Annotated in this window: 22 protein-coding genes and 1 tRNA gene; 22 read left to right on the plus strand and 1 reads right to left on the minus strand. The window is 68.0% G+C overall.

All coding sequences use genetic code 11. The features are described from left to right. The first annotated feature begins 247 nt into the window (after positions 1-247). From ELY12_RS05160 to ELY12_RS05265, 22 genes are all read left to right on the plus strand, one after another. Positions 248-727, plus strand: a complete 480-nt coding sequence (locus ELY12_RS05160) for a division/cell wall cluster transcriptional repressor MraZ (protein WP_126175632.1) — start codon at positions 248-250, stop codon at positions 725-727. Next, positions 724-1,659 (plus strand): 16S rRNA (cytosine(1402)-N(4))-methyltransferase RsmH, encoded by a 936-nt coding sequence (gene rsmH, locus ELY12_RS05165; RefSeq protein ID WP_126175633.1) that lies wholly within the window; start codon positions 724-726, stop codon positions 1,657-1,659. The genes ELY12_RS05160 and rsmH overlap by 4 nt, the downstream gene beginning before the upstream one ends. Further along, entirely contained in the window at positions 1,656-2,135 is a 480-nt protein-coding gene (locus ELY12_RS05170) for a hypothetical protein (RefSeq protein ID WP_206435769.1), read from the plus strand. The genes rsmH and ELY12_RS05170 overlap by 4 nt, the downstream gene beginning before the upstream one ends. Then, complete coding sequence (locus ELY12_RS05175; RefSeq protein WP_126175634.1) at positions 2,132-3,853, plus strand: peptidoglycan D,D-transpeptidase FtsI family protein; 1,722 nt, start codon at positions 2,132-2,134, stop codon at positions 3,851-3,853. The genes ELY12_RS05170 and ELY12_RS05175 overlap by 4 nt, the downstream gene beginning before the upstream one ends. Continuing rightward, positions 3,850-5,319 (plus strand): UDP-N-acetylmuramoyl-L-alanyl-D-glutamate--2,6-diaminopimelate ligase, encoded by a 1,470-nt coding sequence (locus ELY12_RS05180; RefSeq protein WP_126175635.1) that lies wholly within the window; start codon positions 3,850-3,852, stop codon positions 5,317-5,319. The genes ELY12_RS05175 and ELY12_RS05180 overlap by 4 nt, the downstream gene beginning before the upstream one ends. Beyond that, positions 5,316-6,773, plus strand: a complete 1,458-nt coding sequence (locus ELY12_RS05185; RefSeq protein WP_126175636.1) for a UDP-N-acetylmuramoyl-tripeptide--D-alanyl-D-alanine ligase — start codon at positions 5,316-5,318, stop codon at positions 6,771-6,773. The genes ELY12_RS05180 and ELY12_RS05185 overlap by 4 nt, the downstream gene beginning before the upstream one ends. Before the next feature lie 7 nt (positions 6,774-6,780). Further along, the gene (gene mraY / locus ELY12_RS05190; protein WP_126175637.1) at positions 6,781-7,851 is read left to right on the plus strand and encodes a phospho-N-acetylmuramoyl-pentapeptide-transferase; all 1,071 of its coding nucleotides are present in this window, start codon (positions 6,781-6,783) and stop codon (positions 7,849-7,851) included. Further along, positions 7,848-9,239: a UDP-N-acetylmuramoyl-L-alanine--D-glutamate ligase gene (murD, locus tag ELY12_RS05195; protein WP_126175638.1), complete on the plus strand. Its 1,392-nt coding sequence runs from the start codon at positions 7,848-7,850 to the stop codon at positions 9,237-9,239. The genes mraY and murD overlap by 4 nt, the downstream gene beginning before the upstream one ends. Then, entirely contained in the window at positions 9,236-10,459 is a 1,224-nt protein-coding gene (locus ELY12_RS05200; RefSeq protein ID WP_241229732.1) for an FtsW/RodA/SpoVE family cell cycle protein, read from the plus strand. Before murD ends, ELY12_RS05200 begins: the two co-directional genes overlap by 4 nt. Then, entirely contained in the window at positions 10,456-11,619 is a 1,164-nt protein-coding gene (gene murG, locus ELY12_RS05205) for an undecaprenyldiphospho-muramoylpentapeptide beta-N-acetylglucosaminyltransferase (RefSeq protein ID WP_126175639.1), read from the plus strand. The genes ELY12_RS05200 and murG overlap by 4 nt, the downstream gene beginning before the upstream one ends. Continuing rightward, entirely contained in the window at positions 11,616-13,031 is a 1,416-nt protein-coding gene (murC, locus tag ELY12_RS05210) for a UDP-N-acetylmuramate--L-alanine ligase (protein ID WP_126175640.1), read from the plus strand. The genes murG and murC overlap by 4 nt, the downstream gene beginning before the upstream one ends. Next, a complete protein-coding gene (gene murB, locus ELY12_RS05215; RefSeq protein WP_126175641.1) occupies positions 13,028-13,996 on the plus strand; it encodes a UDP-N-acetylmuramate dehydrogenase in 969 nt (322 codons plus the stop codon). Before murC ends, murB begins: the two co-directional genes overlap by 4 nt. Beyond that, on the plus strand, positions 13,966-14,940 hold the full coding sequence (locus tag ELY12_RS05220) for a D-alanine--D-alanine ligase (RefSeq protein ID WP_126175642.1): 975 nt from the start codon (positions 13,966-13,968) through the stop codon (positions 14,938-14,940). Before murB ends, ELY12_RS05220 begins: the two co-directional genes overlap by 31 nt. Further along, entirely contained in the window at positions 14,933-15,853 is a 921-nt protein-coding gene (locus tag ELY12_RS05225; RefSeq protein ID WP_126175643.1) for a cell division protein FtsQ/DivIB, read from the plus strand. Before ELY12_RS05220 ends, ELY12_RS05225 begins: the two co-directional genes overlap by 8 nt. Then, a complete protein-coding gene (ftsA, locus tag ELY12_RS05230) occupies positions 15,853-17,133 on the plus strand; it encodes a cell division protein FtsA (protein WP_126175644.1) in 1,281 nt (426 codons plus the stop codon). The genes ELY12_RS05225 and ftsA overlap by 1 nt, the downstream gene beginning before the upstream one ends. A gap of 136 nt (positions 17,134-17,269) precedes the next feature. Continuing rightward, a complete protein-coding gene (gene ftsZ, locus ELY12_RS05235) occupies positions 17,270-18,958 on the plus strand; it encodes a cell division protein FtsZ (protein WP_126175645.1) in 1,689 nt (562 codons plus the stop codon). Positions 18,959-19,031: 73 nt separating this feature from the next. Beyond that, complete coding sequence (locus ELY12_RS05240; protein WP_126175646.1) at positions 19,032-20,777, plus strand: tetratricopeptide repeat protein; 1,746 nt, start codon at positions 19,032-19,034, stop codon at positions 20,775-20,777. Between the two features lie 128 nt (positions 20,778-20,905). Beyond that, positions 20,906-21,415 carry a type III secretion system chaperone family protein gene (locus ELY12_RS05245; protein ID WP_126175647.1) on the plus strand — a complete coding sequence of 170 codons (510 nt, stop codon included), beginning with the start codon at positions 20,906-20,908 and terminating at the stop codon, positions 21,413-21,415. Between the two features lie 34 nt (positions 21,416-21,449). Then, positions 21,450-22,259: a pyrroline-5-carboxylate reductase family protein gene (locus ELY12_RS05250; protein ID WP_126175648.1), complete on the plus strand. Its 810-nt coding sequence runs from the start codon at positions 21,450-21,452 to the stop codon at positions 22,257-22,259. Between the two features lie 95 nt (positions 22,260-22,354). Beyond that, positions 22,355-23,131 carry a Bax inhibitor-1/YccA family protein gene (locus ELY12_RS05255; RefSeq protein WP_126175649.1) on the plus strand — a complete coding sequence of 259 codons (777 nt, stop codon included), beginning with the start codon at positions 22,355-22,357 and terminating at the stop codon, positions 23,129-23,131. 150 nt (positions 23,132-23,281) lie between these two features. Further along, positions 23,282-24,175: a hypothetical protein gene (locus ELY12_RS05260; protein WP_126175650.1), complete on the plus strand. Its 894-nt coding sequence runs from the start codon at positions 23,282-23,284 to the stop codon at positions 24,173-24,175. Between the two features lie 91 nt (positions 24,176-24,266). Further along, positions 24,267-24,342, plus strand: a tRNA-Ala gene (locus ELY12_RS05265). 35 nt (positions 24,343-24,377) lie between these two features. Here ELY12_RS05265 and ELY12_RS05270 read toward each other — a convergent pair. Next, the gene (locus tag ELY12_RS05270; protein ID WP_277600239.1) at positions 24,378-26,102 is read right to left on the minus strand and encodes a glycosyltransferase family 2 protein; all 1,725 of its coding nucleotides are present in this window, start codon (positions 26,100-26,102) and stop codon (positions 24,378-24,380) included. Positions 26,103-26,257: the final 155 nt, after the last annotated feature.

Consider the following 26,257-nt stretch of genomic DNA (forward strand, 5'->3'; position numbering starts at 1 on the left):
GCGCCAGCTATCCACAGAAATACAACGATTAACCGCGCAATCCCGTAATTTCCCGCTTTTTTCCCTTCCATCGTGCTGGGAAGAAAGTTAATACCATCCTCCATCGGACATCCCGTTCACGCCGCGCATCGATCAGTTGTCGATGCGAGCCGGTAGCGCTCGCGCGCCGCCGCGGTGGGATGGTGTGTCCAGCAGGGGCGGCCTTCGAGGGGCTGCCCGGGGTGATGCGACGGGGGATAGGGCACCAGTGTCTGCTGCGGGTTTTGGCGGCTTTTCGGGACAGGCCTTTTCGCCCGCCGGCGACAAGGGTCGTTTCGTCCTGCCCCCGCTGTTCCGCAGCGCCGTCAAGGACTCGAGCGACGGCCGCGTCCTCTGTCTCGATAAGCACCCGCGCTTTTCCTGCCTCGTCGGCTTCGGCCTGTCGCGGATGGGTGAACTCGAAACGCAGCTCGATCGCGAAGAGGATCGCGCCGGTCCCGACTTCGACCGCGATACTCGCGCGGCGCAGTTGTTCGGCTTTGCCCGCGTGCCGTTCGACGATTCGGGCCGCTTCGTCCTGCCCGATCACCTGCGCATGCTCGGCAACATCGACGGCGCCATGTTCTTCCAGGGTGGCGGCCGCAGCTTCACGATCTGGAACCCTGCCGAACTGATGCGGATGGACGACGCGTGGGCTGCCGCAAAGGCCGCCTGCGCACAGTTCCAGTCCGAGGCGAAGTCCAAGTGACCGCGGCGCCGCACATCCCCGTCCTCCTCGACGAGGTTATAGCCGCGCTGGCGCCGCAGCCGGGTGACGTGATCGTCGACGCGACCTTCGGTGCCGGGGGCTATTCGCGCGCGCTGCTCGATGCCGGGGCGACCGTCCACGCGTTCGACCGCGATCCCGATGCGATCGCCAATGCGAAAAACTGGCCCGAAACTGAGGAAAACCCGCCTCGGCTGGTTCTCCACCCGCGCCGCTTCTCCGAAATGGTTAACGCGCTCGCCGAGTCGGGGCTCGCGCGAGTCGACGGGATCGTAATGGATATCGGCGTGTCATCGATGCAGCTCGATCAGGCGGAGCGCGGATTCGCGTTTTCGACCGAGGGGCCGCTCGACATGCGCATGAGCCAGTCGGGGCCGAGCGCGGCCGACTTCCTCAACGCCGCCGACGAAGGCGAAATCGCCGACGTGCTCTACACGTACGGTGAGGAGCGCCAGAGCCGCCGCGTCGCCCGCGCCATCGTCGCCGCGCGGCCGCTCGCGACCACCGGCGATCTCGCCCGCGTGGTGCGCAAGGCGCTTGGCTATCGTCCCGGCGCGCCCAAGGACCCGGCAACCCGCAGCTTCCAGGCGGTCCGCATCCACGTGAACGCTGAGCTGAGCGAGCTCGAAGAGGGCCTTTACGGCGCCGAGACGCTGCTGGGCGAGGGCGGGCGGCTGGCGGTGGTCAGCTTCCACAGCCTTGAGGATCGTATCGTCAAGCGCTTCCTACGCGATGCAGAAGGTGCCGCCGCCGGCTCGCGCCATCTGCCGCAGGCGGGCGGAACACCGGCAACCTTCACCCGCGTGTCCAAGGGCATCCGTCCGAGCGAGGCGGAGCTGGCTCGCAACCCGCGCGCCCGCTCGGCAACGCTGCGTTACGCAATTCGTACCGCTGTCCCGGCGAGGGCGGCATGATCGCCGCCGGATCCCGCCTTCGGCAGCTCGGCTGGGTGGTCACGCTCGCGATCTGCGCGGCGGCGTTCGTCGCGCTCACCTTCAAGGTGAACTCGGTGCGCAGCGAAGTGCGCCTGGCCGAGCGGCGGATCGTTTCCCTGCAACGCGAGAAGGTGCTGCTCGAAACCGAGTTCGAAACCCGCGCCAGTCAGCAGCAACTCGCCCAGTGGAACGCGGTCGACTTCGGCTATCAGGCGCCCGGCGCCAATCAATACCTCGAAGGCGAGCGCCAACTGGCCGCGCTGGGTGAGCCGCGCGGGGTGAACGCTCCGTCGCCGATCCGGGTGGCGCGCGCTGCCGATGACCAGCGCGAGATGAAGCTGCCGGCGATGGTCTCGCCGCTCACCGGCAAGCCGGTCAAGCAGCAGACCGAGGAGCAAGGGCTGGCCGACAAGCTCGCCAATGGCGGCGACTTCCTGACCGAGGCGGCCCAGTGAACGCGCTCACGTTCAGCACGGCAATCTATTCCGGGCGCGTCCAGCTGGTGACAATCCGCCAGCGGTCGCTGACGGTAGCTCGGCTGCGCGTGCTGCTGGTCGCCGCATCATTCGCCTTGCTGGCGACGATGGCGGTCCTGCGCATCGGCTATCTCGGGCTGACCGACGCGGCGCACAGCGCGACCTCGTTCGAGGAAGCGCTGCTGCCACCGCGCGGCGAGATCACCGATCGCAACGGCCAGCCGCTGGCGCGTGCCTTCCCGGCGTTTGCCCTGTGGTACAATCCCGACGCGCTCGGCGGCGGCACCGCGCTGGTCAAGTCGCCCAAGGAAGTCGCGCTCGAGCTTAAAGCGATCTTCCCCGACATCGACGAGTTCGAGCTCACCGAGCGGTTGGCGAAGGGCAAGGCGGGCTACCTGCGCCGCCGGGTCCTGCCCGAAGATGCCAACCGCGTGCAGGCGATCGGCGAGCTTGCGCTGGAACTCCCGCAGGAGACCGACCGCTACTATCCGCAAGGCTCGATGGGCGCCCACGTCCTCGGTTATGTCGGGGCTGATGGCCACGGCCGCGTGGGCATGGAAGCCGTGCTCGACAAGCAACTGCGCGATCCGGCTACTCGTATGCATTCGGTGCCGCTGTCGATCGATGTGCGCGTGCAGGGCGCGCTGGAGGACGAACTGACCCGCGGCATGCGCGCAACCAATGCGCAGGGGTCCGCCGGCATCGTGCTCGACGTCGACACTGGCGAGGTCCTGGCCCTGGCTTCGTTGCCCGAATTCGATCCCAACCGGATCGACGAGGCCGGCGCAAGGAACATGTTCAACCGGGTGACCAACCAGGTCTATGAACTCGGGTCGACCTTCAAGCCGCTGACCGTTGCGTCCGCCATAGATGCGGGGACGGTGACCGACCTAAGCCGTCGCTACTCCGCTCTGCCGTTCCGCCAGAGCGGGTTCACGCTCAAGGACAGTCACGATCTCGGCGCGTCGCTCAACGTGCCCGAGATGTTGATCCACTCATCGAACGTCGTGACCGCGCATGTCGTGTCTGATCTGGGCCCAGCCCGACTGAAGAAGACGTTGGCCGACCTGCACATGAACGACCGCCCGGAAATCGAACTGCCGGCCAAGGGCTTTCCTATCTGGCATTCAGGTGAGTGGCCGATATTGCGCGCGATGACCGTGGGTTACGGACATGGCATCGCGGTCACGCCCCTTCACCTTGCGAACGCCTACGCTGCGATGGTGAACGGCGGCATCTACCGCCCCGCGACACTGCGCAAGCTTGCACCTGGCGACGTTCCTGCGGGCCGGCGCGTGTTCAAGGCCAGCACCTCGGCGCGGATGAACCAATTGCTGCGCATGATCGCGGTATATGGCACGGGCCGCAAAGCGAACGCGCCCGGGTTTCGTGTCGGCGGCAAGACCGGCTCTGCCGACAAGCCGAGCGGTGGCGGGTATAACCATAGTTCGGTGGTGGCGACCTTCGCGGCGGCGTTTCCGATGGATCGGCCTCGTTATGTGGTCATCGCCATGCTGGACGACCCCAAGGGCACGGTTGCGTCGAGCTTTCAGCGCACTGCGGCCTGGAACGCCGCCCCCGTTGTGGGCCGCTTAGTTCCGCGGATCGGCCCGGTGCTTGGCGTAGTGCCCGACTCGACCCGCGACGTGGACCTGACCGATCTCGCGCCGCTCGTGCCCAAGGGGGGCGGCGAATGAAGCTCGGCCCGATCGCCGCCGAGGCCGGATACGACGCCGGCACGGCGGCGGATCAGACGGTGACGGGCTTCGCGATCGATCATCGCAAGGTCGCGCCCGGTACCGTGTTCGGCGCGTTCCAGGGCGCACAGGTCAACGGCGAAGACTTCATTCCCGCCGCGATTGCAGGCGGCGCGATCGCTGTGGTCGCGCGGCCTGAAGCGTCGGTGGCGGGCGCGGTGCACATCGTAGATGAAGAGCCACGCCGCGCCTTCGCGCGCCTTGCCGCGCAGTTCTTCACGCCGGTGCCGGAGACAGTCGTCGCGGTAACCGGAACTAACGGCAAAACTTCGACCGTCGAGATGACGCGCCAGCTCTGGCGCATGGCGGGGATCAGCGCGGCCTCGATCGGCACGCTGGGGGTGACGACGCCGGACGAGAGCGTCTCGACTGGATTGACCACGCCCGACATCGTCACGTTCCTGTCCAACATGACCGGTCTCGCGCGCGAAGGGGTGAGTCATGTTGCCTACGAAGCGTCGAGCCACGGGCTGAGCCAGTTCCGCAACGAGGGCCTGCGGGTCGCGGCGGGCGCGTTCACCAATCTCTCCCGCGATCACCTCGATTACCACGCGGACATGGACGACTACTTCGCCGCCAAGATGCGGCTGTTCGATGAGGTTGTGGCTCCCGACGGAGCTGCGGTGATCTGGCACGGCGGCAGTGATGGATGGGCCGACCGTGCGGTGGAGCACGCGACGAAAAGGGGTCTGCGCGTGCTCACGGTGGGCGACGGCGGCGAAGACATTCGCCTCGTCGCCCGCATGCCGGGCACGCTTGGGCAAGAACTCGCAATTGAGCATGGCGGTGCCACCCGCACTATCAAGCTGGCGCTGATCGGCGCCTACCAGGCGGCCAACGCGCTGGTAGCGGCCGGGCTGGTCATCGCGACCGGCGGGGATGCCGCGGCGACGTTCGACGGTCTCACCCGGTTGCAGCCGGTACGCGGGCGGCTCGAGCGCGCGGCGCTCAACCGTGCGGGCGCGCCGGTTTATGTCGATTACGCGCACACGCCCGATGCGCTGGAAGCCGCGATTGCCGCGCTGCGGCCGCATGTCTCGGACAGTCCGCGCGGGCGGCTGATCGTGGTGTTCGGCGCGGGCGGCGACCGCGACAGCGGCAAGCGCGCCGAGATGGGGCGCGTCGCCGCCGAGCGCGCCGATGTGGTGATCGTAACCGACGACAATCCGCGCGGCGAGGATGCCGCGGCGATCCGCGCGCAGGTGCTCGAAGGGGCATTGGGCGCGCGCGAGATCGGCGACCGGCGCGCGGCCATCGCTGCCGCAGTGGCGCTGGCGCAGGCGGGGGACATCGTCCTCGTCGCCGGCAAGGGACACGAACAGGGCCAGATCATCGGCTCGGGAGAGAACATGCGGGTGCTGCCCTTCGACGACGTGACCGTGGCGCGCGAGGCGGCGGCAGCATGAGTTTTCATCCCGCCCTGCGCGCGTGGCCGCGCGACAAGCGCGATGCCCTTGGCCTGGCGCTATGGACCAGCGCCGGGATCGCCGAGGCGACCGGCGGCGTGGCCAGCGGCGCATTCCAGTGCGCCGGGGTCGAGATCGACAGTCGCGACGTGCGCTCGGGCGACCTGTTCGTCGCGCTGAAGGGCGAGGCGACCGACGGCCATCGCTTCCTCGCCAAGGCCTTCGCCAACGGCGCGGCCGCGGCGCTGGTCAGCGAGCCGATCGACGCGCCGCACGTGCTGGTCGCCGACACCACCGAGGCGCTTGCCAAGCTCGCCGCCGCTTCGCGCGTCCGCGCGCAGGCAGTGCGCGTCGGGGTAACCGGCTCGGTGGGCAAGACCGGGGTCAAGGAGGCGATCTTCGCCGCACTCGACCGATCGAGCCGGGGCGCCGCGCATCGCAGCGTGCGCAGCTACAACAACCACGTCGGCGTGCCATTGAGCCTCGCGCGGATGCCGTCGCGCAGCCGCTTCGGCGTGTTCGAGATGGGCATGAACCACGCGGGCGAGATTGCCGGCCTCACCCAGCACGTCCGCCCCAACGTCGCGGTCATCACCACCATCGCGCCAGCACACATCGAGAACCTCGGCAGCGAGGAAGCGATCGCCGACGCCAAGGCGGAGATCTTCGGCGGCCTCGCCGACGGCGGCACCGCGGTCATCCCCGCCGACAGCGTGCATTACGACCGCTTGCTGGTCCACGCGCGCGAGGCCGGCGCCAAGGTCGTGTCGTTCGGCCGCGCCGCCCATGCGCAGGCGCGGCTGCTCGATGCGATCCCGAGCGCCAACGGCGGCTCGCTGGTCACCGCCGACATCGCCGGCACGCGTCTATGCTATTCGGTCGCAGAGCCGGGCGATCACTGGATCATGAATTCGCTCGCCGTCATGGCGGCGGTGCAGGCGGCAGGCGGCGACCTTGCCGCGGCGGGCCTCGCGCTGGCCGAGATGGGTGGACTGAAGGGACGCGGGGCGCGCCACCGGGTCGCGGTGCCGGGCGGGCATGCGCTGCTGATCGACGAAAGCTACAACGCCAACCCTGCGAGCATGCGCGCGACGCTCAAGCAGCTCGGCCAGACGCCTGCCACCCGCCGCATCGCGGTGCTCGGCAGCATGAAGGAACTGGGCGATTTCGCGCCGGCCATGCACGCACAACTGATTGAACCTCTGGCCGAGGCGCATGTCGACCATGTGGTGCTCGTGGGCGACGAGATGCTCTCGTTATCCCGTGAACTGGGGAAAGCGGGCGCGGCCCAGCTTGCCGCACCGCTCACCTTCACGCATTGCGGGTCCCCTGGCGAGGCGATCGCGGCGCTCGAGGAGTTCGGTCTCACGGGCGGCGACGCGGTCCTGGTGAAGGGATCGAATTCGGTCGGGCTCGGCAGATTGGTGGCGCACTTCGTCGACCGTGGGCGATAGAACGTAAATGCTATACTTGCTCGCCGAGTGGATGGGTTTCGAGGGACTGTTCAACCTCGTCCGCTACCAGACCTTCCGCGCTGGCGCCGCGCTGATGACCGCGCTGCTCATCGGTCTCGTCATCGGGCCGCGGTTCATCGACCTTCTGCGGGTGCGGCAAGGCAAGGGCCAGCCGATCCGTGATGACGGTCCGCAGACCCACCTCGCCAAGCGCGGCACGCCGACGATGGGCGGGCTGATGATACTCACCAGCCTGATGCTGTCGCTGCTCTTGTGGATGGACCTCAAAAACCCGTTCGTGTGGGCGTGCCTCGCGGTAACCCTCGGGTTCGGGATTATCGGCTTCCTCGACGACTACGACAAGGTGCGCAAGGCGAGCCATGCCGGCGTATCGGGCAAGGTGCGGCTGCTCCTCGAATTCATTGTCGCGGGCGTCGCGAGCTACATCGTAGTGAGCCAGATCAGCACCTTCCTCTACGTGCCGTTCCTGGTCGGCAAGGGCATTCCGCTGGGGCCGTTCTACTTCGTGTTCGCCGCGCTGGTGATGGTCGGTGCGGGCAACGCGGTGAACCTGACCGACGGGCTAGATGGGCTCGCGATCATGCCGGTGATCATCGCTGCGGGGGCGTTCGCGATCATCGCCTACCTCGCGGGCCGCGCTGACTATTCGGCCTATCTTGGCATCCCGCATGTGCCGGGCGCAGGCGAGCTGGCGCTGTTCTGCACTGCGATCATGGGCGCGGGGCTGGCGTTTTTGTGGTTCAACGCGCCCCCGGCAGCTGTGTTCATGGGCGATACCGGCAGCCTGGCATTGGGCGGAGCGCTCGGCGCAATCGCGGTTGCGACGCACCACGAAGTCGTGCTGGCGGTGGTCGGCGGGCTGTTCGTGTTCGAAGCGCTGTCGGTGATCATTCAGGTGGTGTGGTTCAAACGGACCGGCCGGAGGGTTTTCCGCATGGCGCCGGTGCACCACCACTTCGAACAACTCGGCTGGAGCGAGAGCAAGGTCGTGATCCGCTTCTGGATCGTTGCCATCGTGCTCGCGCTGATCGGCCTGTCGACGCTGAAGCTGCGGTGATCACCTCGCCCGCCTTTGCTGGGAAGAAGTACGCGGTCCTTGGCCTCGCCCGCAGTGGGCTGGCGACGGTCGAGGCGCTGGTCGCTAGCGGCGCGCACGTGACCGCGTGGGACCGGCAGGATGTCGCGCGGGCGAAAGTCGATCCGGCCAACGTGCTGCTCGCCGATCCGCTAGAGATCGACCTCACCGGCTACGACGGCGTGGTCGTCTCGCCCGGCGTGCCGCTCAACACCCACCCGATTGCCGGCCGCGCCGCGCAGTTCGGCGTGCCGGTGATCGGCGACATCGAGCTGTTCGCCCAGGCCCGCGCCAGCCTGCCGTCGCACAAGGTGGTCGGCATCACCGGCACTAACGGTAAGAGCACCACCACCGCGTTGGTGCACCACATCCTCCAGACCGCCGGCGTGCCAACCACGATGGGCGGCAACATCGGCCTGCCGATCCTGGCGCAGGACCCGTTGCCCGAGGGCGGGGTCTATGTGCTGGAGCTGTCGAGCTACCAGATCGACCTGACCTGCTCGCTCGATTGCGACGTGGCGGTGTTGCTGAATGTAACGCCGGATCACCTCGACCGGTATGCTAGCTTTGAAGCTTATGCGGCGAGCAAGGCGCGGCTGTTCGAGATGCAGTCGGAAGAAAGTTGTGCCGTTGCTCAAACTCGCGATTGGTGGTTTGAGCAAAAGGCCGGCGCGCGTGCAGGTGCACGCCACCTCGAAGTTTACGACGACGTATTCCACCAATGGCAAGAAGTGCCGAATGCTCTTTCGATCCAAGAGCAATCGCGTTGGCCTTCGCTGCAGGGTCCGCATAATCTGGAAAATGCAGAGGCTGGGATCGCCACGTGCTTCGTGCTCGGCCTCGCTGCCGATCAAATTCGGGCGGGTCTCGAGACCTTCACTGGCCTCCCGCATCGGATGGAGCGGGTCGCCAGCCACAACGGCGTGACCTTCGTCAACGACAGCAAGGCGACCAACACCGACAGCTCGGCCCCGGCGCTCGCGGCCTATCCGCCCGAGGGGAACGGCCCGCGCATCCACTGGATCGTCGGCGGGCTGCCCAAGGAAGACGGGCTCGGCGCGACGGAGCAGCATCTCGCCAACGTCAAGGCCGCCTACACCATCGGCGAAGCCGGCCCGCGCTTTGCCGAGCTGCTCGAGGGCCGGGTGCCGGTCACCCGCGCCGAGATGCTGTGCGAGGCGACCCGCCGCGCGATCGCCAACGCGGTGCCGGGCGATGTCGTTCTGCTGTCGCCGGCCTGCGCCAGCTTCGACCAGTTCAAGGACTACGAGCAGCGCGGCGAGCGCTTCCGCCAGTTCGTCGCCGCGCTGACCGAGGATCCCGACAGCGATCCGTGCAGCGAAGAAAGCGCCGTGGGGGCCGAGGCGTGAACGAGCGACCCTACATCCCCCGCAGCGGCCACGCCGCCCCGGCGCAGGCGCGCTACCCGACGTCCAAGCGCGCCGAGCTCAAGATCTGGTGGCGCGAGGTCGATCGCGTCCTCCTCGGCCTTATCCTGCTGCTGATGGCGATCGGCACTGCCGCGGTCGCCGCCGCCAGCCCGGCCAGTGCGCATCGCTTGTCGACCCGCAACGTCCACCTGCCCGAGCTGTATTTCTACTGGACCCACCTCAAGTGGCAGGCGGTTGGCCTCGTATTCCTGTTCGGCGCCTCCGCGCTCTCCCGCGAGAACGCCCGCCGCGTCGGCATCGTGCTCGCCGCGGCGATGCTGTTCTTCCTCATGCTGATCCCGGTGGTCGGTAGCGAGGTCAACGGCGCCAAGCGCTGGATCAGCCTCGGCTTCGCCGGCTTCCAGCCGTCCGAATTCTTGAAGCCCGGCTTCGCAATCCTGCTCGCGTGGATCGTCAGCTGGCGGCTGCGCGACCCGCAGTTGCCGGTGGTCGCGACGGTGACGGGCGTCATGGCGATCGTCGCCGCGCTGATGATGATGCAGCCCGATTTCGGCGGCACGATCCTGTTCGCGGGCGTGTGGTTCACCATCGTCCTGCTCGCAGGGATACCGCTCAAGCGCGTCGGCATCCTCGCCGGCGCGGGCGTGGCGCTGCTGACCGCGACCTACTTCCTCTACGACAACGCCCGTCATCGCATCGACGCGTTCCTAGGCGGCGGCACCGCGTTCGACCAGGTCGATCTTGCCAGCCGCACGCTGCTCGCGGGTGGATGGACCGGCGCCGGGCTGTGGCTCGGCGTGCGCAAGATGAACCTGCCCGAGGCGCACACCGACTACATCTTCTCCGTCATCGGCGAGGAGTTCGGGCTGATCGTCTGCGCGATCATCGTGCTGCTCTATCTCGCGATCATCGTCCGCGTGCTGACCCGGCTGGTCGACGAGGAGGACCTGTTCACGCTGCTCGCCGCAGCGGGACTGTGCGCGCAGATCGGCGGTCAGGCGTTCATCAACATCCTCGTCAACCTGCAACTGTTCCCTTCGAAGGGCATGACGCTGCCGTTGGTGAGCTACGGCGGATCGTCGACCATCGCGGTGTGCCTTGCGGTCGGGTTGCTGCTGGCGCTGACGCGGCGAAACCCGTTCCTCTATCGGCAGACGCCCGGCCTCAAGGCGCTGATCGCCAAGGAGCTGGAGGCGTGAGCGGCGCGACCCGGCATTACGTCCTCGCCGCGGGCGGCACCGGTGGGCACCTGATCCCCGCATTCGCGCTCGCCGCCGAGCTGCATCAGCGCGGGCACCACGTCGCGCTGGTGACCGACGAACGCGGCGCGAAGCTCCCCGGCAAGCCCGATTTCCTGCCCGCGCACGTCATTCCGGCAAGCAAGCTCGGCAAGAACCCGCTGCATTGGCCCAAGGGCGTGAAGGCGATCCTCGAAGGGCGGCGCATGGCGATGCGGCTGTTCGAGAGCTTCCAGCCGAGCGCGGTGGTGGGCTTCGGCGGCTACCCGGTGTTCCCCGCGCTGCTCGCCGCGCTGGCATGCGAAGTGCCGAGCGTGATCCACGAACAGAACGCGGTACTCGGCCGGGTGAACCGCTTCTTCGCCGGCAAGGTGGATGCGATCGCCACCGCCTACCCCGAGATCGCGCGCCTTTCCGCCAAGCACGCGGGCAAGGTGCACCTCGTCGGCAATCCGGTGCGCGCCGAGGTCCTCTCCCTGCGCGACGAGCCGTTCCCTGCCTTCACCGCCGAGGGTCTGCTGCGTGTGCTGGTCACCGGCGGCAGCCAGGGCGCGCGGGTGCTGTCCGAGGTGGTGCCCGACGGGCTGGCCATGCTGCCGCCCGCGCTGCGCCAGCGGCTGCAGGTCACCCAGCAGGCTCGCGCCGAGGATGTCGAGGCGGTCCGCGCGCGCTATCGCAGTCACGACATCCCGGCTGAGCTCGGCACCTATTTCGAGAACATGGCCGAGCGGCTCGCCGACGCGCACCTGTTCATCGGCCGCGCCGGCGCAAGCACGATTGCCGAGCTGACCGCGGTGGGCCGGCCGGCGATCCTCGTCCCGCTGCCGATCGCCACCGACGACCACCAGGCCGCCAACACCCGCGAGATCGTCAAGGCCGGCGGCGCGCGGATGATCCGGCAGGACAAGTTCACCGCCAAGGAGCTCGCCAAGCAGATCCAGGCGCTCGCCCAGCGGCCCGAGACGCTCGCCACCGCCGCGCACGCCGCGTGGAACTGCGGGCGGCCGAAGGCGGTGCAGGACCTCGCGGACCTTGTCGAAAGCTTCGGCGGCGCGGAACTGATGGACGTGATCCGCATGGGCGAGACGCCCGCCAAGACCGGCAGCGAGGCGCTGGCGTGAAGGGCGTCCCCACCGACATCGGCACGGTGCATTTCGTCGGCATCGGCGGAATCGGCATGTCCGGCATCGCCGAGGTGATGAACAACCTCGGCTACACCGTGCAGGGCTCCGACCTCAGCGAAGGCGCCAGCGTCGAGCGGCTGCGCGAGCGCGGGATCAAGGTGATGATTGGCCACGCGGCGGAGAACGTCGCGGGCGCGGGCGTGGTGGTAACCTCGACCGCTGTGAAGCGCACCAACCCGGAGGTCGCCGCGGCGCTCGAGCATCGCATCCCGGTGGTCCGCCGCGCGGAAATGCTCGCCGAGCTGATGCGGCTCAAGAACACCGTCGCGGTGGCCGGCACGCACGGTAAGACCACGACCACCAGCATGGTCGCCGCGCTGCTCGACGCGGGCGGGGTCGATCCGACCGTCATCAACGGCGGGGTTATCGAGCAGTATGGCTCCAACGCTCGGCTGGGCGACAGCGACTGGATGGTGGTCGAGGCGGACGAAAGCGACGGCAGCTTCCTGCGCCTCGACGGCACCATCGCGGTGGTCACCAACATCGATCCCGAGCACCTCGACCACTACGGCGACTTCGACACCGTGCGCCGCGCGTTCGTCGAGTTCATCCACAACGTGCCGTTCTACGGCGCGGCGGTGCTGTGCATCGACCACCCGGAAGTGCAGGCGCTGATCGGCCAGGTGCGCGACCGGCGGGTGATCACATACGGCTTCAGTCCGCAGGCTGATGTCGGCGCGGACAATGTGCGGCCCGATGCGGGTGGCAATGTGTTCGACGTCGTCGTCCGCCGGCGCGGCGAGGAGGACCGGCGCATCGCCGACGTACGCCTGCCGATGCCAGGGCGGCACAATGTCCAGAACGCGCTCGCCGCCATCGCGGTGGCCATCGAGATGGAATGCCCGGACGAGACCATCCGCACCGGCTTCGCACACTTCGGCGGAGTGCGACGGCGCTTCACCAAGGTTGGCGAGGTGGGCGGTGCGACCGTGATCGATGATTACGCGCACCACCCGGTCGAAATCCGCGCGGTGCTCGCCGCGGCGCGGGAAGCGGTGGGGGCGACCGGTGGCCGCGTGATCGCGGTAGTCCAGCCGCACCGCTTCACCCGGTTGCGCGACCTGATGGATGACTTCCAGAACGCCTTCAACGACGCCGACCGGGTCTACGTCGCGCCGGTCTACACCGCGGGCGAGGACGCCATCGCCGGCATCGACGCGCAGGCGCTGGTCGCCGGGCTCAAGTCGCGCGGCCACCGGTTCGCCGCGCCGATCGCCGATCAGGCCGCGCTGGCGCACGAATTGGCGCCGGAGATCGGCGCGGGCGACCTTGTGGTCTGCCTCGGCGCGGGCGACATTACCAAGTGGGCCTCCGGCCTCGCCGACGCGATCCGGAAGCAGGCCACATGAGCCGGCAGGTGGGCGACGTGCCGCGCTGGCGGCTGCCGGTGGCGCCGTTCTCGGCGATCGAGGAGGCGTTCGCGCCCTCGCTCGCGGGCAGAAACGTGCGCGGCAAGCTGACCAAAGATGCGCCCCTCGCGCCCTACGTCTGGTTCAAGACCGGCGGCAACGCCGACTGGCTGTTCGAGCCGGCGGACCTCGAAGACCTGCAGGAATTCCTCGCCCGGCTCGATGGCGAAGTGCCGGTAATCGCGCTCGGCCTTGGCTCCAACATGATCGTCCGTGACGGCGGGGTGCCCGGCGTGGTCATCCGCCTCGGCAAGGCGTTCGCGACCGTGGAGGCGCGGCGCGACAAGGTGCTCGAATGCGGCGGCGGGGCGAGCGGCATCCTGGTCTCGTCCAAAGCGCGCGACGCGGGCATCGCGGGGGTCGAGTTCCTGCGCGGCATCCCGGGCACCGTCGGCGGGTTCGTGCGCATGAACGGCGGTGCCTATGGCCGCGAGGTCAGCGACGTGCTGATCGATTGCGACGTGATCCTGCCGACCGGGGAATTCGTCACGCTGCCGGCGCGCGACCTCGAATACTCCTATCGCCACTCGAACCTGCCCGAGGGCGCGGTGGTCGTCGCCGCGCGCTTCCAGGGGCGCGAAGGCATTCCAGCCGAGATCGGCGAGGAGATGGACAAGATCGCCGCCGCGCGCGAGGCGAGCCAGCCGCTGCGCACCAAGACCGGCGGCTCGACATTCAAGAACCCGCCCGGCCACAATGCGTGGCTGCTCGTCGACGAGGCAGGCTGTCGCGGCCTGACCATGGGCGGCGCTCAGGTGAGCGAAAAACACACCAACTTCCTGATCAACACCGGCGACGCGACGAGCGCCGACATCGAAGGACTGGGCGAAGAAGTGCGGCGGCGCGTGTACGAGAACAGCGGCGTGACCCTCGAATGGGAAATCCAGCGGGTGGGCAGGCCGTGAGCTACCACGTTGCAGTCCTGATGGGCGGCTGGGCTAACGAACGGCCGGTCAGCCTCATGAGCGGCGAGGGTGTCGCCAAGGCGCTCGAGGCGCGTGGGCACCGGGTGACGCGGATCGATATGGACCGCGCAGTCGCGGCGCGCATCGCCGAAGCCGCGCCCGACGTCGTGTTCAACGCCCTCCACGGCGTGCCGGGCGAGGACGGGACGGTGCAGGGCATGCTCGACCTGATGGGCGTGCCTTACACGCACTCCGGCCTCGCGACCTCGGTGATCGCGATCGACAAGGAGCTGACCAAGAACGCGCTGGTGCCGCACGGGGTGCCGATGCCGGGCGGGCGGATCGTCGACAGCGAAGGGCTCTACGAGAAGGATCCGCTGGCGCGGCCCTATGTCCTGAAGCCGGTCAACGAGGGCAGCTCGGTCGGGGTGGCGATCGTCACGGACGAGAGCAACTACGGCAACCCGATCCGGCGCGACGTGACCGGCCCGTGGCAGGAGTTCGCGCAGCTCCTCGCCGAGCCCTACATCCGCGGGCGCGAATTGACCTGTGCGGTGCTCGATGAGGCCACCGGCCCCCGTGCGCTGGCGGTGACCGAACTGGTGCCGAAGTCCGGCTTCTACGATTTCGACGCCAAGTACACCGAAGGCATGACCGAGCACGTCTGTCCCGCTGAGCTGCCCGAGCGGATCGAGGATCTATGCAAGGGCTACGCGGTCCAGGCGCACAAGTTGCTCGGCTGCCGCGGCTGCAGCCGCACCGACTTCCGCTGGGACGACGAACAGGGCGAGGCGGGCCTGTTCGTGCTCGAAACCAACACGCAACCGGGGATGACTCCGCTTTCGCTGGTGCCTGAGCAGGCGAAATACTGCGGGATGAGCTACGAGGATCTGGTCGAGGCGCTGGTGGCCGAGGCGCTCAGCCGGGGGGCGAAGTATGGCTGAAACGATCAACCGCAAGGGCAAGGGCGTGCGCCGCGCCGCCGCCGCGCGCAGCCGTGCGGATACCGCGCGCAAGGCCAAGGCCAAGACCACCGGCGCGGTCGGCGGGGTGATGGCGCTGTTGCCGTTCACCGAAGAGCAGCTCCACAAGGTGTTCCTGGCGATCATCCTGGGCGGCGCGGTGGCGCTGGCGTGGTTCGTCGCCAGCCTTGCCGGGGTGCCCGCGCTGGCGCAGGCCCAGATCGCTTCGCTCGCATCAGACGCCGGGTTCGAGGTGCGCCGGGTCCAAGTCACCGGCGTCGAGCGGATGAACGAGCTCAAGGTCTATGAGCGCGTGCTCGCCGAACGCGACCGGCCGATGCCGCTGGTCGATCTCGACACCGTCCGCAATGACCTGCTCGCGCTGTCGTGGGTGGAGGATGCGCGAGTCAGCCGCCAGCTTCCCGATACGCTGGTGGTCGACGTGGTCGAGCGCACCCCGCGCGCAGTGCTGAAGAAGCCCAACCGCATGGTCCTGATCGACGGCACCGGGCACGAGCTCGAACCGATCTCACCGGCGAACGCCAAGGGCATGCTCACGGTCACGGGACCCGGCGCGGCGCGGCAGATCGCCGCGCTCGATACCCTGCTCGACTCCGCACCCGCCTTGAAGCCGCAGGTGACCGAGGCCGAATGGGTCGGTAACCGGCGTTGGAACCTGACCTTCAAGACCGGTCAGGTGCTCGCGCTGCCGCACGGCGACGATGCGCCGGCAAGCGCGCTGATCCAGTTCGCAAAGCTCGACGGGGTTAACCGCCTGCTCGGCGGCAAGGTCGCCGCCTTCGACATGCGCGCCCCCGACCGCATCTACATGCGGATACCCGGCTTCTCGGGGCAAAAGGCCCTCGACGCCAGCAAGCCGGCGGAGACCGAGTGATGGGTCTGCCGCGCATCGCCAAGGTCTTCGGCGCCGTCAACGTCGGGAGCTTCCGCATCTCGGCGATGATCATGGGCCTGTCGGAGACGGGCGAGATGATCGTGCTCGGGTCGGGCAACCGGCAGAGCCAGGGGATCAAGCGCGGCTATGTCACCGACATGGCGGCCGCGACCTACGCCATCCGCGACGCGGTCGAGCGGGCGGAAAAGAACGCCGGCACCTCGATCTCGAGCGTGTGGGTGGGATGCTCGGGCGCCGGGCTCGCGAGCCGGGTGGCGAAGGTCGAGATCGACATCGGTGGCCGCCGGATCGAGGAAGATGACATCGAGCACCTGCTGGTCGCAGCGCGCGATTCCATCCAGCCCGACGGGCGGATGGTGCTGCACGCGCAGCCGGCGCACTACACGCTCGACGGCGCGCATGGCGTCGCCAACCCGCGCGGGCTTCATGCCGAGCGGCTCGGCGTCGATATCCACGTCATGCTCGCCGACGGGGCACCAATCCGCAACCTGATCGAAGCGGTCCAAAACGCTCACCTCGACGTCGAGGCAGTGGTCGCCGCGCCGATCGCCGCAGGCCACGCCTGCCTCAGCCCGGAGGAACGCGAGCTCGGCACCGCATTGGTCGAGATCGGCGGCGAGGTGACCAACGTCTCGCTCTATGCCGGGGGCATGCTGCTCGGCCTCACGGCGATCCCGTTCGGATCGTCCGACATCACTGACGCGGTGGCGAGCGCATTCGGCATCCGCCGCTTCCAGGCCCAGCGGCTCAAGAGCCGCTACGGCTCAGCGGTCGCCAGTCCGAGCGATTACAAGGACATGGTCCCGGTCAACGGACCCGGCGAAGAGGCCAGCGATCCATCCGCCCGCGGTGCCGACGACAAGAACCGCGTCGCGCGCGCGGAGCTTATCTCGATCATCACCGAGCAGCTCTCACGGCTGACCGACGAGATCGGGCGAGCATTGAAAGGCATGGGCTTTTCCGGCGCTAAAGGCGGGCAGGTGGTCGTAACCGGCGGGGGGGCGGAACTCGCCGGGATCGCCGATTTCCTTCAGAGTGCGCTCGGCCGCCCTGTGCGGATCGGCAAGCCGCCGGCGCTGCGCGGGTTAGGCGAGGCGAATGCCAGCCCCAGCTTCGTGACCCTGACCGGCCTGTGCCTTTATGCCGCCGACGACCCGGTAGATATCCGCGCGATCGGTAAGGCGCACACCCCGACTACCAGCATTTCGGGCATCGGCCTGGCGAGCCGGGTGTGGCGCGCGATGCGGGAATACTTTTGAGAAGGGATTCTCCCTTGCGCTATCGCGTGTTAACCGTTGTGGATAAGGACGGGAAAACCATCCCCGCCAGCAGCGACTTGTGCCAAGCTGCGTCGCGAAATTGTCACACTCAACTCGTTCTTCCGAGGGAAGTCACATGAGCATCAATATCGGTCCCGCCGCTTCGGACGACCTGCGCCCCAAGATCATGGTGATCGGCGTCGGCGGGGCCGGCGGCAACGCGATCGCCAATATGATCAACGCGCAGATCGAGGGCGTAGACTTTATCGTCGCCAACACCGACGCGCAGGCGCTCGGCAATTCGGCGGCGAGCAAGCGCATCCAGCTCGGGCCCGACATCACCGGCGGCCTGGGCGCGGGCGCGCGGCCTGAAGTGGGCAAGGCCGCGGCGGAAGAGACCGTGGCTGAGCTCGAGGACGCGCTCGAGGGCGTCAACATGTGCTTCATCGCCGCGGGCATGGGCGGCGGCACCGGCACCGGCGCCGCGCCGGTCATCGCCGAAGCCGCGCGCCGCAAGGGCGTGCTGACGGTGGGCGTGGTGACCAAGCCGTTCCTGTTCGAAGGCACCCGCCGCATGCGCGCGGCCGAGGCCGGTATCGACGAGCTTCAGCGGCACGTCGATACGCTGATCGTCATTCCCAACCAGAACCTGTTCCTGGTCGCCAAGGCGGAAACCACCTTCAAGGAAGCGTTCGGGCTGGCCGACGAAGTGCTCCAGCAGGGCGTCCGCTCGATCACCGACCTGATGGTCATGCCGGGCCTCATCAACCTCGACTTCGCCGACGTGCGTTCGGTGATGCAGGAGATGGGCAAGGCGATGATGGGCACCGGCGAGGGCGAGGGCGAGAACCGCGCGCTCGAAGCGGCCGAACGCGCGATCGCCAACCCGCTGCTCGACGGTGTCAGCATGGCCGGCGCCAAGGGCGTGATCATCTCGATCATAGGCGGCGAGGACATGAAGCTGCTCGAAGTCGACGAGGCCGCGAACCATATCCGCGAGTTGGTCGACGAGGACGCGAACATCATCTGGGGCTCGGCATTCAACCCCGACCTCCAGGGCAAGATCCGCGTCTCGGTGGTCGCCACCGGCATCGACGGGACCGGCGAAGTGCAGCAGGCCGCGCCGCGGTCTTCGTATGCGCTCGGCGGCAGCCGCGCGCCCAAGCGTCCGGTGCTCGAGCTTCCGGCCGAGGACGAATTCGAACTGCCGGCCGAGGCAGAAGTCGCCGATGAGCCGCAGGCCGCCGACGGCTTCGGCGGTGCGGCCGGCGAAGCGGAAGACACGCTCGATCTCGGCGCGATGCCGAGCGCCTATGGCGACGACGAAGAAGAGGGCGGCGAGGAATACGACGACGATGTCGACGGCATCGTCGATCCGCTCGCCGGCCTGCGCAACGAAGAGCCCGAGGAATACCAACCGGCGCCACAGGGTTACGGCGCCGAGCCGGCCGAGGAGGAACCCTCGGATGAGGATCTGTGGCTCAGCGATGGCGGCGCAGAAGAGGAACCGCAGGGCGCAGGCGCGTCGGGCGGGCAGGATGAGCTGCTGCTCGATGCCGACAGGCTGGCCGCGCAAGATGAGCCGGTCCGGCCGATGCTCGGCGGCGGTCGTCGCCGTGGCCTCGTAACCGGCGACGGCGGCGGTGCGGGCGGCGCAGGTGGCGGCGGCGGTGCGGGCAGCACGCTGTTCGAGCGCATGGCCAACCTCTCGCGCGGCGGCAGCAAGGCGTCCGACGACGAAGAGGACGAAGGCGACGACGACGGCGATTCCGGCTCGGCCTCGCTGTCGATCCCGCGCTTCCTCGGGCGCCAGAACAACCAGTAACCGCTAATGCGACGGCAGGCTCGCCTGCCGTTCCGCAGGGGTTCAGCCGCGTGCCGGTAGTGCGTTAAGAGATATGGCCGTCCGCAAGATCTCCGCCCTGTCCCGCGCCGCCGCGCCGCTGCTGGTGGCATTGCCGTGGGTGCTGGGTGGAGCGGCCTCAGCACAAAGTTATGCGGTGGTGCAGCCGCTGCCGCCGCCGGCCTCCGCTGATCTCAGCGAAGCCTTGCAGCGGCTCGCGCGTAGTCCCGCCGATTTCGATGCGCTGATCGCCGCCGGGCGTGCCTCGCTGGCGATGGGCGATGTCGATGCGGCGACCGGATTCTTTGGTCGCGCCGACGCGGTCCGGCCGGGCGATGCGCGGGTCAAGGCGGGTCTTGCCAGCGCCAACCTCAAGTCCGACCGGCCGATCGAGGCGCTGCAGCTGTTCGACCAGGCGCAGGCCGCAGGCGCGGCGCCGGTTACGCTGGCCGCCGACCGCGGCCTCGCGTTCGACCTGGTCGGCGACAACGCCTCCGCACAGGCGCAATACCGGCTCGCGCTGACCCAGGGGCCGGACGCGGAGATCAGCCGGCGGCTCGGTCTAAGCCAGGCGATCTCGGGCGACAAGAAGGGGTTCGAGGCGACGCTGCTGCCGCTGCTCCAGCGGCGCGATTTCGCCGCCTACCGCGCGCGCGCCTTCGGTCTGGCGATACTCGGCCAGCAGGACGAGGCGGTGTCGATCGTCGAAGCCGTCATGCCGCGCGATCTCGCCAGCCGGATCACGCCTTACCTCAGCTACATGCCCAAGCTCACCCGCGCACAACAAGCAGCGGCGGGGAACCTCGGCGCGTTTCCGCGCGCGGCGCAGATCGGGCGCGATGATCCGCGCTTCGCGCAGTACGCCGGTGCCGGCAGCGCCGTGCCGCTCGGCAGCGCGGACCGCCTCGCACCCGCAGGCCAGCCGCTCGGACCCAAGGCGCAAGCGGCTACGCCGCGCAAGCCGACGGCTGCCGACCGCAAGCGCCAGCGTGAGGAGGAGAAGCGCCTCGCCGCAGTGGCCGAACAGCAGCGCAAGGCCGCGCTCGCCGCCGCGAAGAAACCGCCGGTAACGATTGCGCGCGCAGAACTGCCGCCGACGCAGGCTGTGCGGCCCGCTGCGCCGCCGCCATCGCCACCACCGGCAGTCGTGCAGCAAGTGACGCTGCCCGCGCCGCCACCTCCTCCGCCGCCACCACCCCCGTCGCCGCCGAGTGCGCCGGCGACCCAGCTACCTATGCAGCAGCAGCCGGTGGTGGTCGCGCAATTGCCGCCGTCGATCGCCGCGCCTTCGATCTCGCTCCCTGAGGTCCAGGCTGCGCCACCGGTCGTGATCGTCCCCACGCCGACTCCGGACGCGGACGTGAGCGTGGCCGATGCCTTCGCCGATCTCACCAACGCCAGCGGCGCGCGCGCGCCGGCGGCGGGCGCGGTCGACATCACCGCGATCAAGCCCAAGCGCGAAGTGGCCGAGCCGCCTCCGCCTCCGGTCGCCAAACCAAAGGCTCCGCCGCCACCGCCCCCCAAGCCCAAGGTGCCGAGCCGCATGTGGGTGCAGGTCGCGACCGGCAAGGACGTGAAGGCGCTCGCCTTCGACTGGCGCAAGTACGGCAAGAAGGCACCCGCGCTGCTCGGCAAGCGCGATGCCTACACCGCCAAGTGGGGCGAAACGCGGCGGCTGGTGACCGGCCCGTTCGATTCGGCGAAGGAGGCGAACAAGTTCGTTGCCGACCTCAAGAAGGCCGGGATCGACGCGTTCACCTTCACGAGCGACGCGGGCGAAGAGGTCGCCCCGCTCAAGTAGGTCCACCGCTTTTGCACAGGCTGTGAACAGGGTTATCGCGTTGTCCCCAACCGTTAACCACGCTTCGATTGCGCCGCTTTCGCCCACCCTCCAATCACCCGGTCAATGAGAATGACGGGACCGCAGCGATGAGAACCGAGCACGAAGATTATGCCCGTGCGGCCGAAGATGCCGCCCCGGTCGACATGCTCGCGGCGCTGTTCGAAGCGCGCGGCTGGACCCACGAGATCGTCTCCGCCGAGGAGATTTCGGGCGAGGTGCAGGGCGCGTGGGCGAACTATCAGCTGCGCGCGATCTGGCGGACCGAGGACAATGTCCTTCAATTGCTGTGCCTGCCCGATATCCGCGTGACCGACGGCAAGCGGCGCGCGGCGCACGAACTGCTGGCGCTGGTCAACGAACAACTCTGGCTCGGCCACTTCGACGTCTGGTCGCAGGGTGGGGTGCTGGTCTATCGCCACGGCCTGCTGCTCGGCGACGAGGGCCTGCTTAGCCTGAGCCAAGCGCAGGGACTGGTGGAAACCGCGGTCGACGAGTGCGACCGCTTCTATCCCGCGTTCCAGTTCGTGCTGTGGGGCGACAAGAGTCCCAAGGACGCGCTCGCCAGCGCGATGGTCGACGCCGCGGGCGAGGCCTAGCGCACGCGCGGCGCGGGCCGTAAGGCTGGCGCGGATGGAGCGAGCTAACCGCATTCTCATCGCCGGCTACGGCGCGATGACCGGCGCGATGGTCGAAGGCTGGCTGCGTGCGGGCGTGCCGCCGTCGGCGATGACCGCGTGCGGGCCCAATCCCAAGGCGGTGCCCGATGGGATGCGCTTCGTCACGGGTGTGCCGGTGGGCGAGTTCGAGCTCGTGTTGTTGGGGATGAAGCCGCAGAAGCTCGCCGAAGCCGCGCCGGGCATCGAACCGGTGGTCGGCCCCGGCACGGTCCTCGTGTCGGTCCTAGCTGGGATCGAGGTCGAGAGTCTCACCCGGCACTTCCCGCGCGCCTCCGCGGTGGTGCGGCTGATGCCCAACCTCGCCGCCGCGCTCGGCAAGTCGCCGGTAGCGCTGGTCGCCCAGGATCTAGACGACGAGCAGAGGCAAAGGATCACCGCCTTGGCGGCCATGCTGGGCAGCGCCGAATGGCTCGCCGACGAGAGCCAGTTCGAGCTGATCGCCGCGCTCGCCGGTTCGGGGCCGGGGTTCCTCTTCCGCTTCATCGACGCACTGACTGTGGGCGCGACCCGTCTCGGGCTCGAAGCAGCGCAGGCGCAACGCCTCGCGGTGCAGGTGGTGGAGGGTGCCGCCGCGCTTGCCTCCGCCTCGCCGCATTCGCCGGCGGAGCTGGCGCGGCAGGTCGCCAGCCCCGGCGGAATGACCCAGAAGGGCCTAGACGTGCTCGACGAGGATCAGGCGCTGGTCCGCCTCGTCACCGAAACCTTGCGCGCGGCGCGCGATCGGGGCCGCGAAATGGCCCAGGCGGCGCGCGATCAGGGTTAATCGCGCCGGGACCGGTTTTCCTTGAACAACCGGCGTAAACCCCCGATATTGCTCATACCGGCTTGTCGTCGCTCGGCGCCGGAATGGAGATTGTGATGGCTGATTACAACGATCCCCGCCCGACGGCGACCGGCTTCGGCTCGGTTCCGCGTACCGGCGGGCAGGTCGTATTCGACGCAGGGCTGCGCAAGCACATGCTGTCGATCTACAACTACATGACCAGCGGCGTGCTGCTTACCGGCATCGTCGCGCTGCTGTTTTCGCGCGGCGGGGCCGAATCCCCGGCTGCTCAGGTGTTCGTCAACGGCGGCATCCTCGCCTGGATCATCATCCTGTCGCCGCTCGCGATCGTGATGGCGATGAGCTTCGGCCAGCGCAAATTCTCGACCGGCGCGCTGCAGGCGATGTTCTGGGGTTTCGCGGTCCTGATGGGCCTGTCGCTGTCGACGGTCCTGCTGGTCTATACCGGCAGCTCGGTCGCAACCGCGTTCTTCGCCACCGCCGCCGCGTTCGCCGGGCTTAGCCTGTTCGGCTACACGACCAATAAGGACCTGTCGGGCTTCGGCACGTTCCTGATCATGGGCGTGGTGGGCCTGGTTGTCGCGACGCTGATCAACATGTTCTTCCCGATGCCGGGTTTGAGCCTCGCGATCAGCTTCATCGGCGTTCTGCTTTTCGCGGGTCTGACGGCCTACGACACGCAGCGGCTCAAAAACGAGTATGTCGCCATTCAGCAGATGACCGCGGCCAATCCGCAGGCCGCGGCTGCCTTCCCGGTCGGCAAGGTGGTGATCCTCGGCGCGCTCAGCCTGTACCTGGACTTCATCAACATGTTCCAGTTCCTGTTGAGCTTCATGGGCAACCGCAACTGATCGCAACTGAGAATCGCTTCATCGTGCCCGGGGTGCCCACCGCACCCCGGGCATTTTCTTTGCCCGATTAAGCCGTTAGGGCCCGTATCCTTCAGCCGCGCGAAAGGCGCGGGCTGTCATCACCTATGCGGGCTAGGAGGGCCGCGCCGCATGCATCCGATCAATTCCGCACCCATTCGATTGATCACTCTCGCGGTGGGATTGGCCGCGCTGGGCGCGTGCAAGACCACGCCGCCGCCACCGCCTCCTCCGCCGCCTCCGCCGCCCCCGGTTGAAGTCATTCCCTACCGCCCGCTGCCGCCGTCGGGCGCGACCTACATCATGAACATCCCGGGCCGCGACGCTGCCGGGCAGCGCCAGACCGTGCTCAAGGGCCTGACCGACGACCAGCGGCTGTGGTATTTCCGCTCAGCGTGGAACGTGGCGGCGCTCAATTGCATCGGGCCGGAAGACCAGCCCATCCTGGACGGATACAAGGCGTTCTTGACCGGGAACGCCAAGACCCTGGCGGCCACCAACCAGCGGATCGAGAAGACGTACCAGAAGGGGTATTCGAGCCGTAACGAAGGCATCGCCGCGCGCGAGCGGCTGATGACGATCGTCTACAACTACTTCGCATTGCCCCCCGCCCGGGCAGAGTTCTGCGCAGCGGCGCGCAACGTTGCGCTGGCGCAGTCAGCGATGGCGAAGCCGGACGCGGCAGCGCTGGCGGCGGCGAACTTCGTCCAGTTCGAAATGCCGTTCGAGAACTTCTTCAACCAGTACGAGCAGTACCAGCGCGATTCCGCGGCGTGGGACGCGCAATACGGTGCCCGCTACGGCGCGTCGCAGCCGGGCTACGTCGCGGTGCAGCAGGCGCGGCTGGCGGCAGTTCCCCAAGCGGGCGTCAGCGATCCGGCAACGACCACCACCCAGCCGGTGACGGTCGCGGGAGCGGTGACCGATCCGGAAACCGGCGCTTCGATTCCGGTGATCACGCTGCCGCCGCAGGAACAGGGCGTACCGGTCGTGCAGCCGGTGCCGCAGACTCCGCGCAAGCCATAGTGAAAGGCCCGCACAAAGGGCTTTTCTTGCCGGTATCGGTTCGCTAAGGGCCGCGCTCTTCGCCGGGCGACCGGCGAGTTGGAACTGGAACGGGGCCGTAGCTCAGCTGGGAGAGCGCGTCGTTCGCAATGACGAGGTCAGGGGTTCGATCCCCCTCGGCTCCACCATCCAGTTCCCGATATCTGCCGCGGCAAGGTCGGCGTCAGCTTCCCGCAGAGAAGGGAGCTGACGGAATGCCGACGCTTCGCTTGGCGAAGCGCCAGGCCTTGCTCAGCAGAACTCTCAGGATCATCCGATTGATGCGCGGATTGTACCGCGCGAATTCCCGGTAGAGTTTCGCGTTCGCCTTGAGGTTTCCCGTGGTCGGCGGCGCATGGAACATCGAGCGTGCCCACCAGCCCGACACCTCTCTGCGGGCGGCCTGTACCATCTTACTGTCGGCCCACTGCTCGGTCTCGAAAATCTTCAGGAGCGCGAGCACCTCGAAGAAGGTGGCCATCGCCTTGGTGGAGCGCATGCGCTGCGTTTGCCGATGGAGGCGGAACTTGTTACGCGCTTCGGGGAAGAATTCGACCTCGCCCAGCTGCAACAAGCGAGCGTAGAACAGCCAGTCCCCGTTGAGCTTCCACGTCGTCTCTGGAACCCCCGCCTCGTCGAAGGCGGATTTGCGAAACAGGACACCGCTGGCATTGGGGATTGTGTTCGAAAACACGATGCGGTTCGCGACTTCATCCTTGCCTTGCGCGGTGAAGCGCGATTCCCAATGCACGGTGCTGCCGAAGATCACGCGATATTGCTCGTTCCAGCTGGAAACCGGCTGGCCCTCTTCGTCGATAATCTCGCTCTGGCTATAGGCGAGGACCGCGCGCTCGTTGCTCTCGAGGGCCGCCACGTGTGTCGCCAGCATGTCGAGCTCGGCGACATCGTCGCTCTCGGCGATCCAAAGGTATTTTCCCTGCGCCCAGCGTGCGCCCTTCTGCCACTGGTGGAATGGACTGCCCGAGTTGGCGTCGTTGAAGAGGAGCGTCACGCGGTCGTCTCTCGCTGCCCAGCTCTTGAGGACTTCGCGGCTGTTGTCTGGCGAACAGTCGTCCATCAGCAGGATTTCGACATTCTTGTAGGTTTGATCGACAATCGAGCGGATCCGGGCGTCGAGATAGGGCGCGTGGTTGTAGTTGGGGACGATCACGCTCACCAGCGGTCCATCGGCTGCCGGCGGCAGAGAGGCGCCGAGTTCGCCCTTACGACCGTCACCTCCAGCGAGCTCGGCGGCGCGGTCCCTTGGATCAAACCCATCCGGCTTGCCGCGCTCGACACCGGCGTACTCATAGACTGCAGTCCACGCGGCACGCCGTTCTTCTTCATCGACCGAGGTGAGCGCTTCGTAGCGCACCGGAAGGAAAGGCGCGCCGGTCACCTTCACCGAACGGATGGCGGCTTCATCGTATCGCTCGACGAGCGCATGCGCGGTAGACGCGGTCAGCTCGTTCATCGCTTCGTCGTCCACCTCCGGGCGATGCAGCAAGCTCTCGACGATTGCATCACGATCCCGCTGTATCCAAAGCACTCGCGCGCGCGGGAAACGGCTTCTCCACCACGGCAGGGTGAGGCACAGGCGCGGGTCCTCCAGCACCCAGGGCCGGGGATGAAGCAGCCGTTCGCGCAGCGGCCTCGCGTCGGGCTTGCCGGTGACCTGGCGCTGGATGTCGCTGGCTCGCACCTCGGACAGCACGCCTGTGAGCACGGCCTCGAGCGCGTCTTGCGAAGGGGGCTGCCACCAACTGCCGCCGGCGTGCCGGAGCAGGGCCTCGTTTATGCCGCTCGCCAGCTCCGGCTCCTGCTGGCGATCGAGCGCCACGTCGGCCGAGGCAACTGCGTCATGCAGCGCCTTCGCGACCATCGTGGTCCCGCTGCCATGCATTCCCATCACGAACAGGGGACGCGAGCGACCAGGCAGCAACGGATAATCCTTCGGCGAAATGCGGCGCGACCATTGCGGGACCGCATGCCCGCGTCAAATATCCATCCCGGCTGGGCTGAACTTATTCGCAGGCGGCTGGCACCGCCAAGGGTTCCAACGTC

It is taken from the genome of Tsuneonella rigui (assembly GCF_003958625.1).
Classification (GTDB): Bacteria; Pseudomonadota; Alphaproteobacteria; order Sphingomonadales; family Sphingomonadaceae; genus Tsuneonella; species Tsuneonella rigui.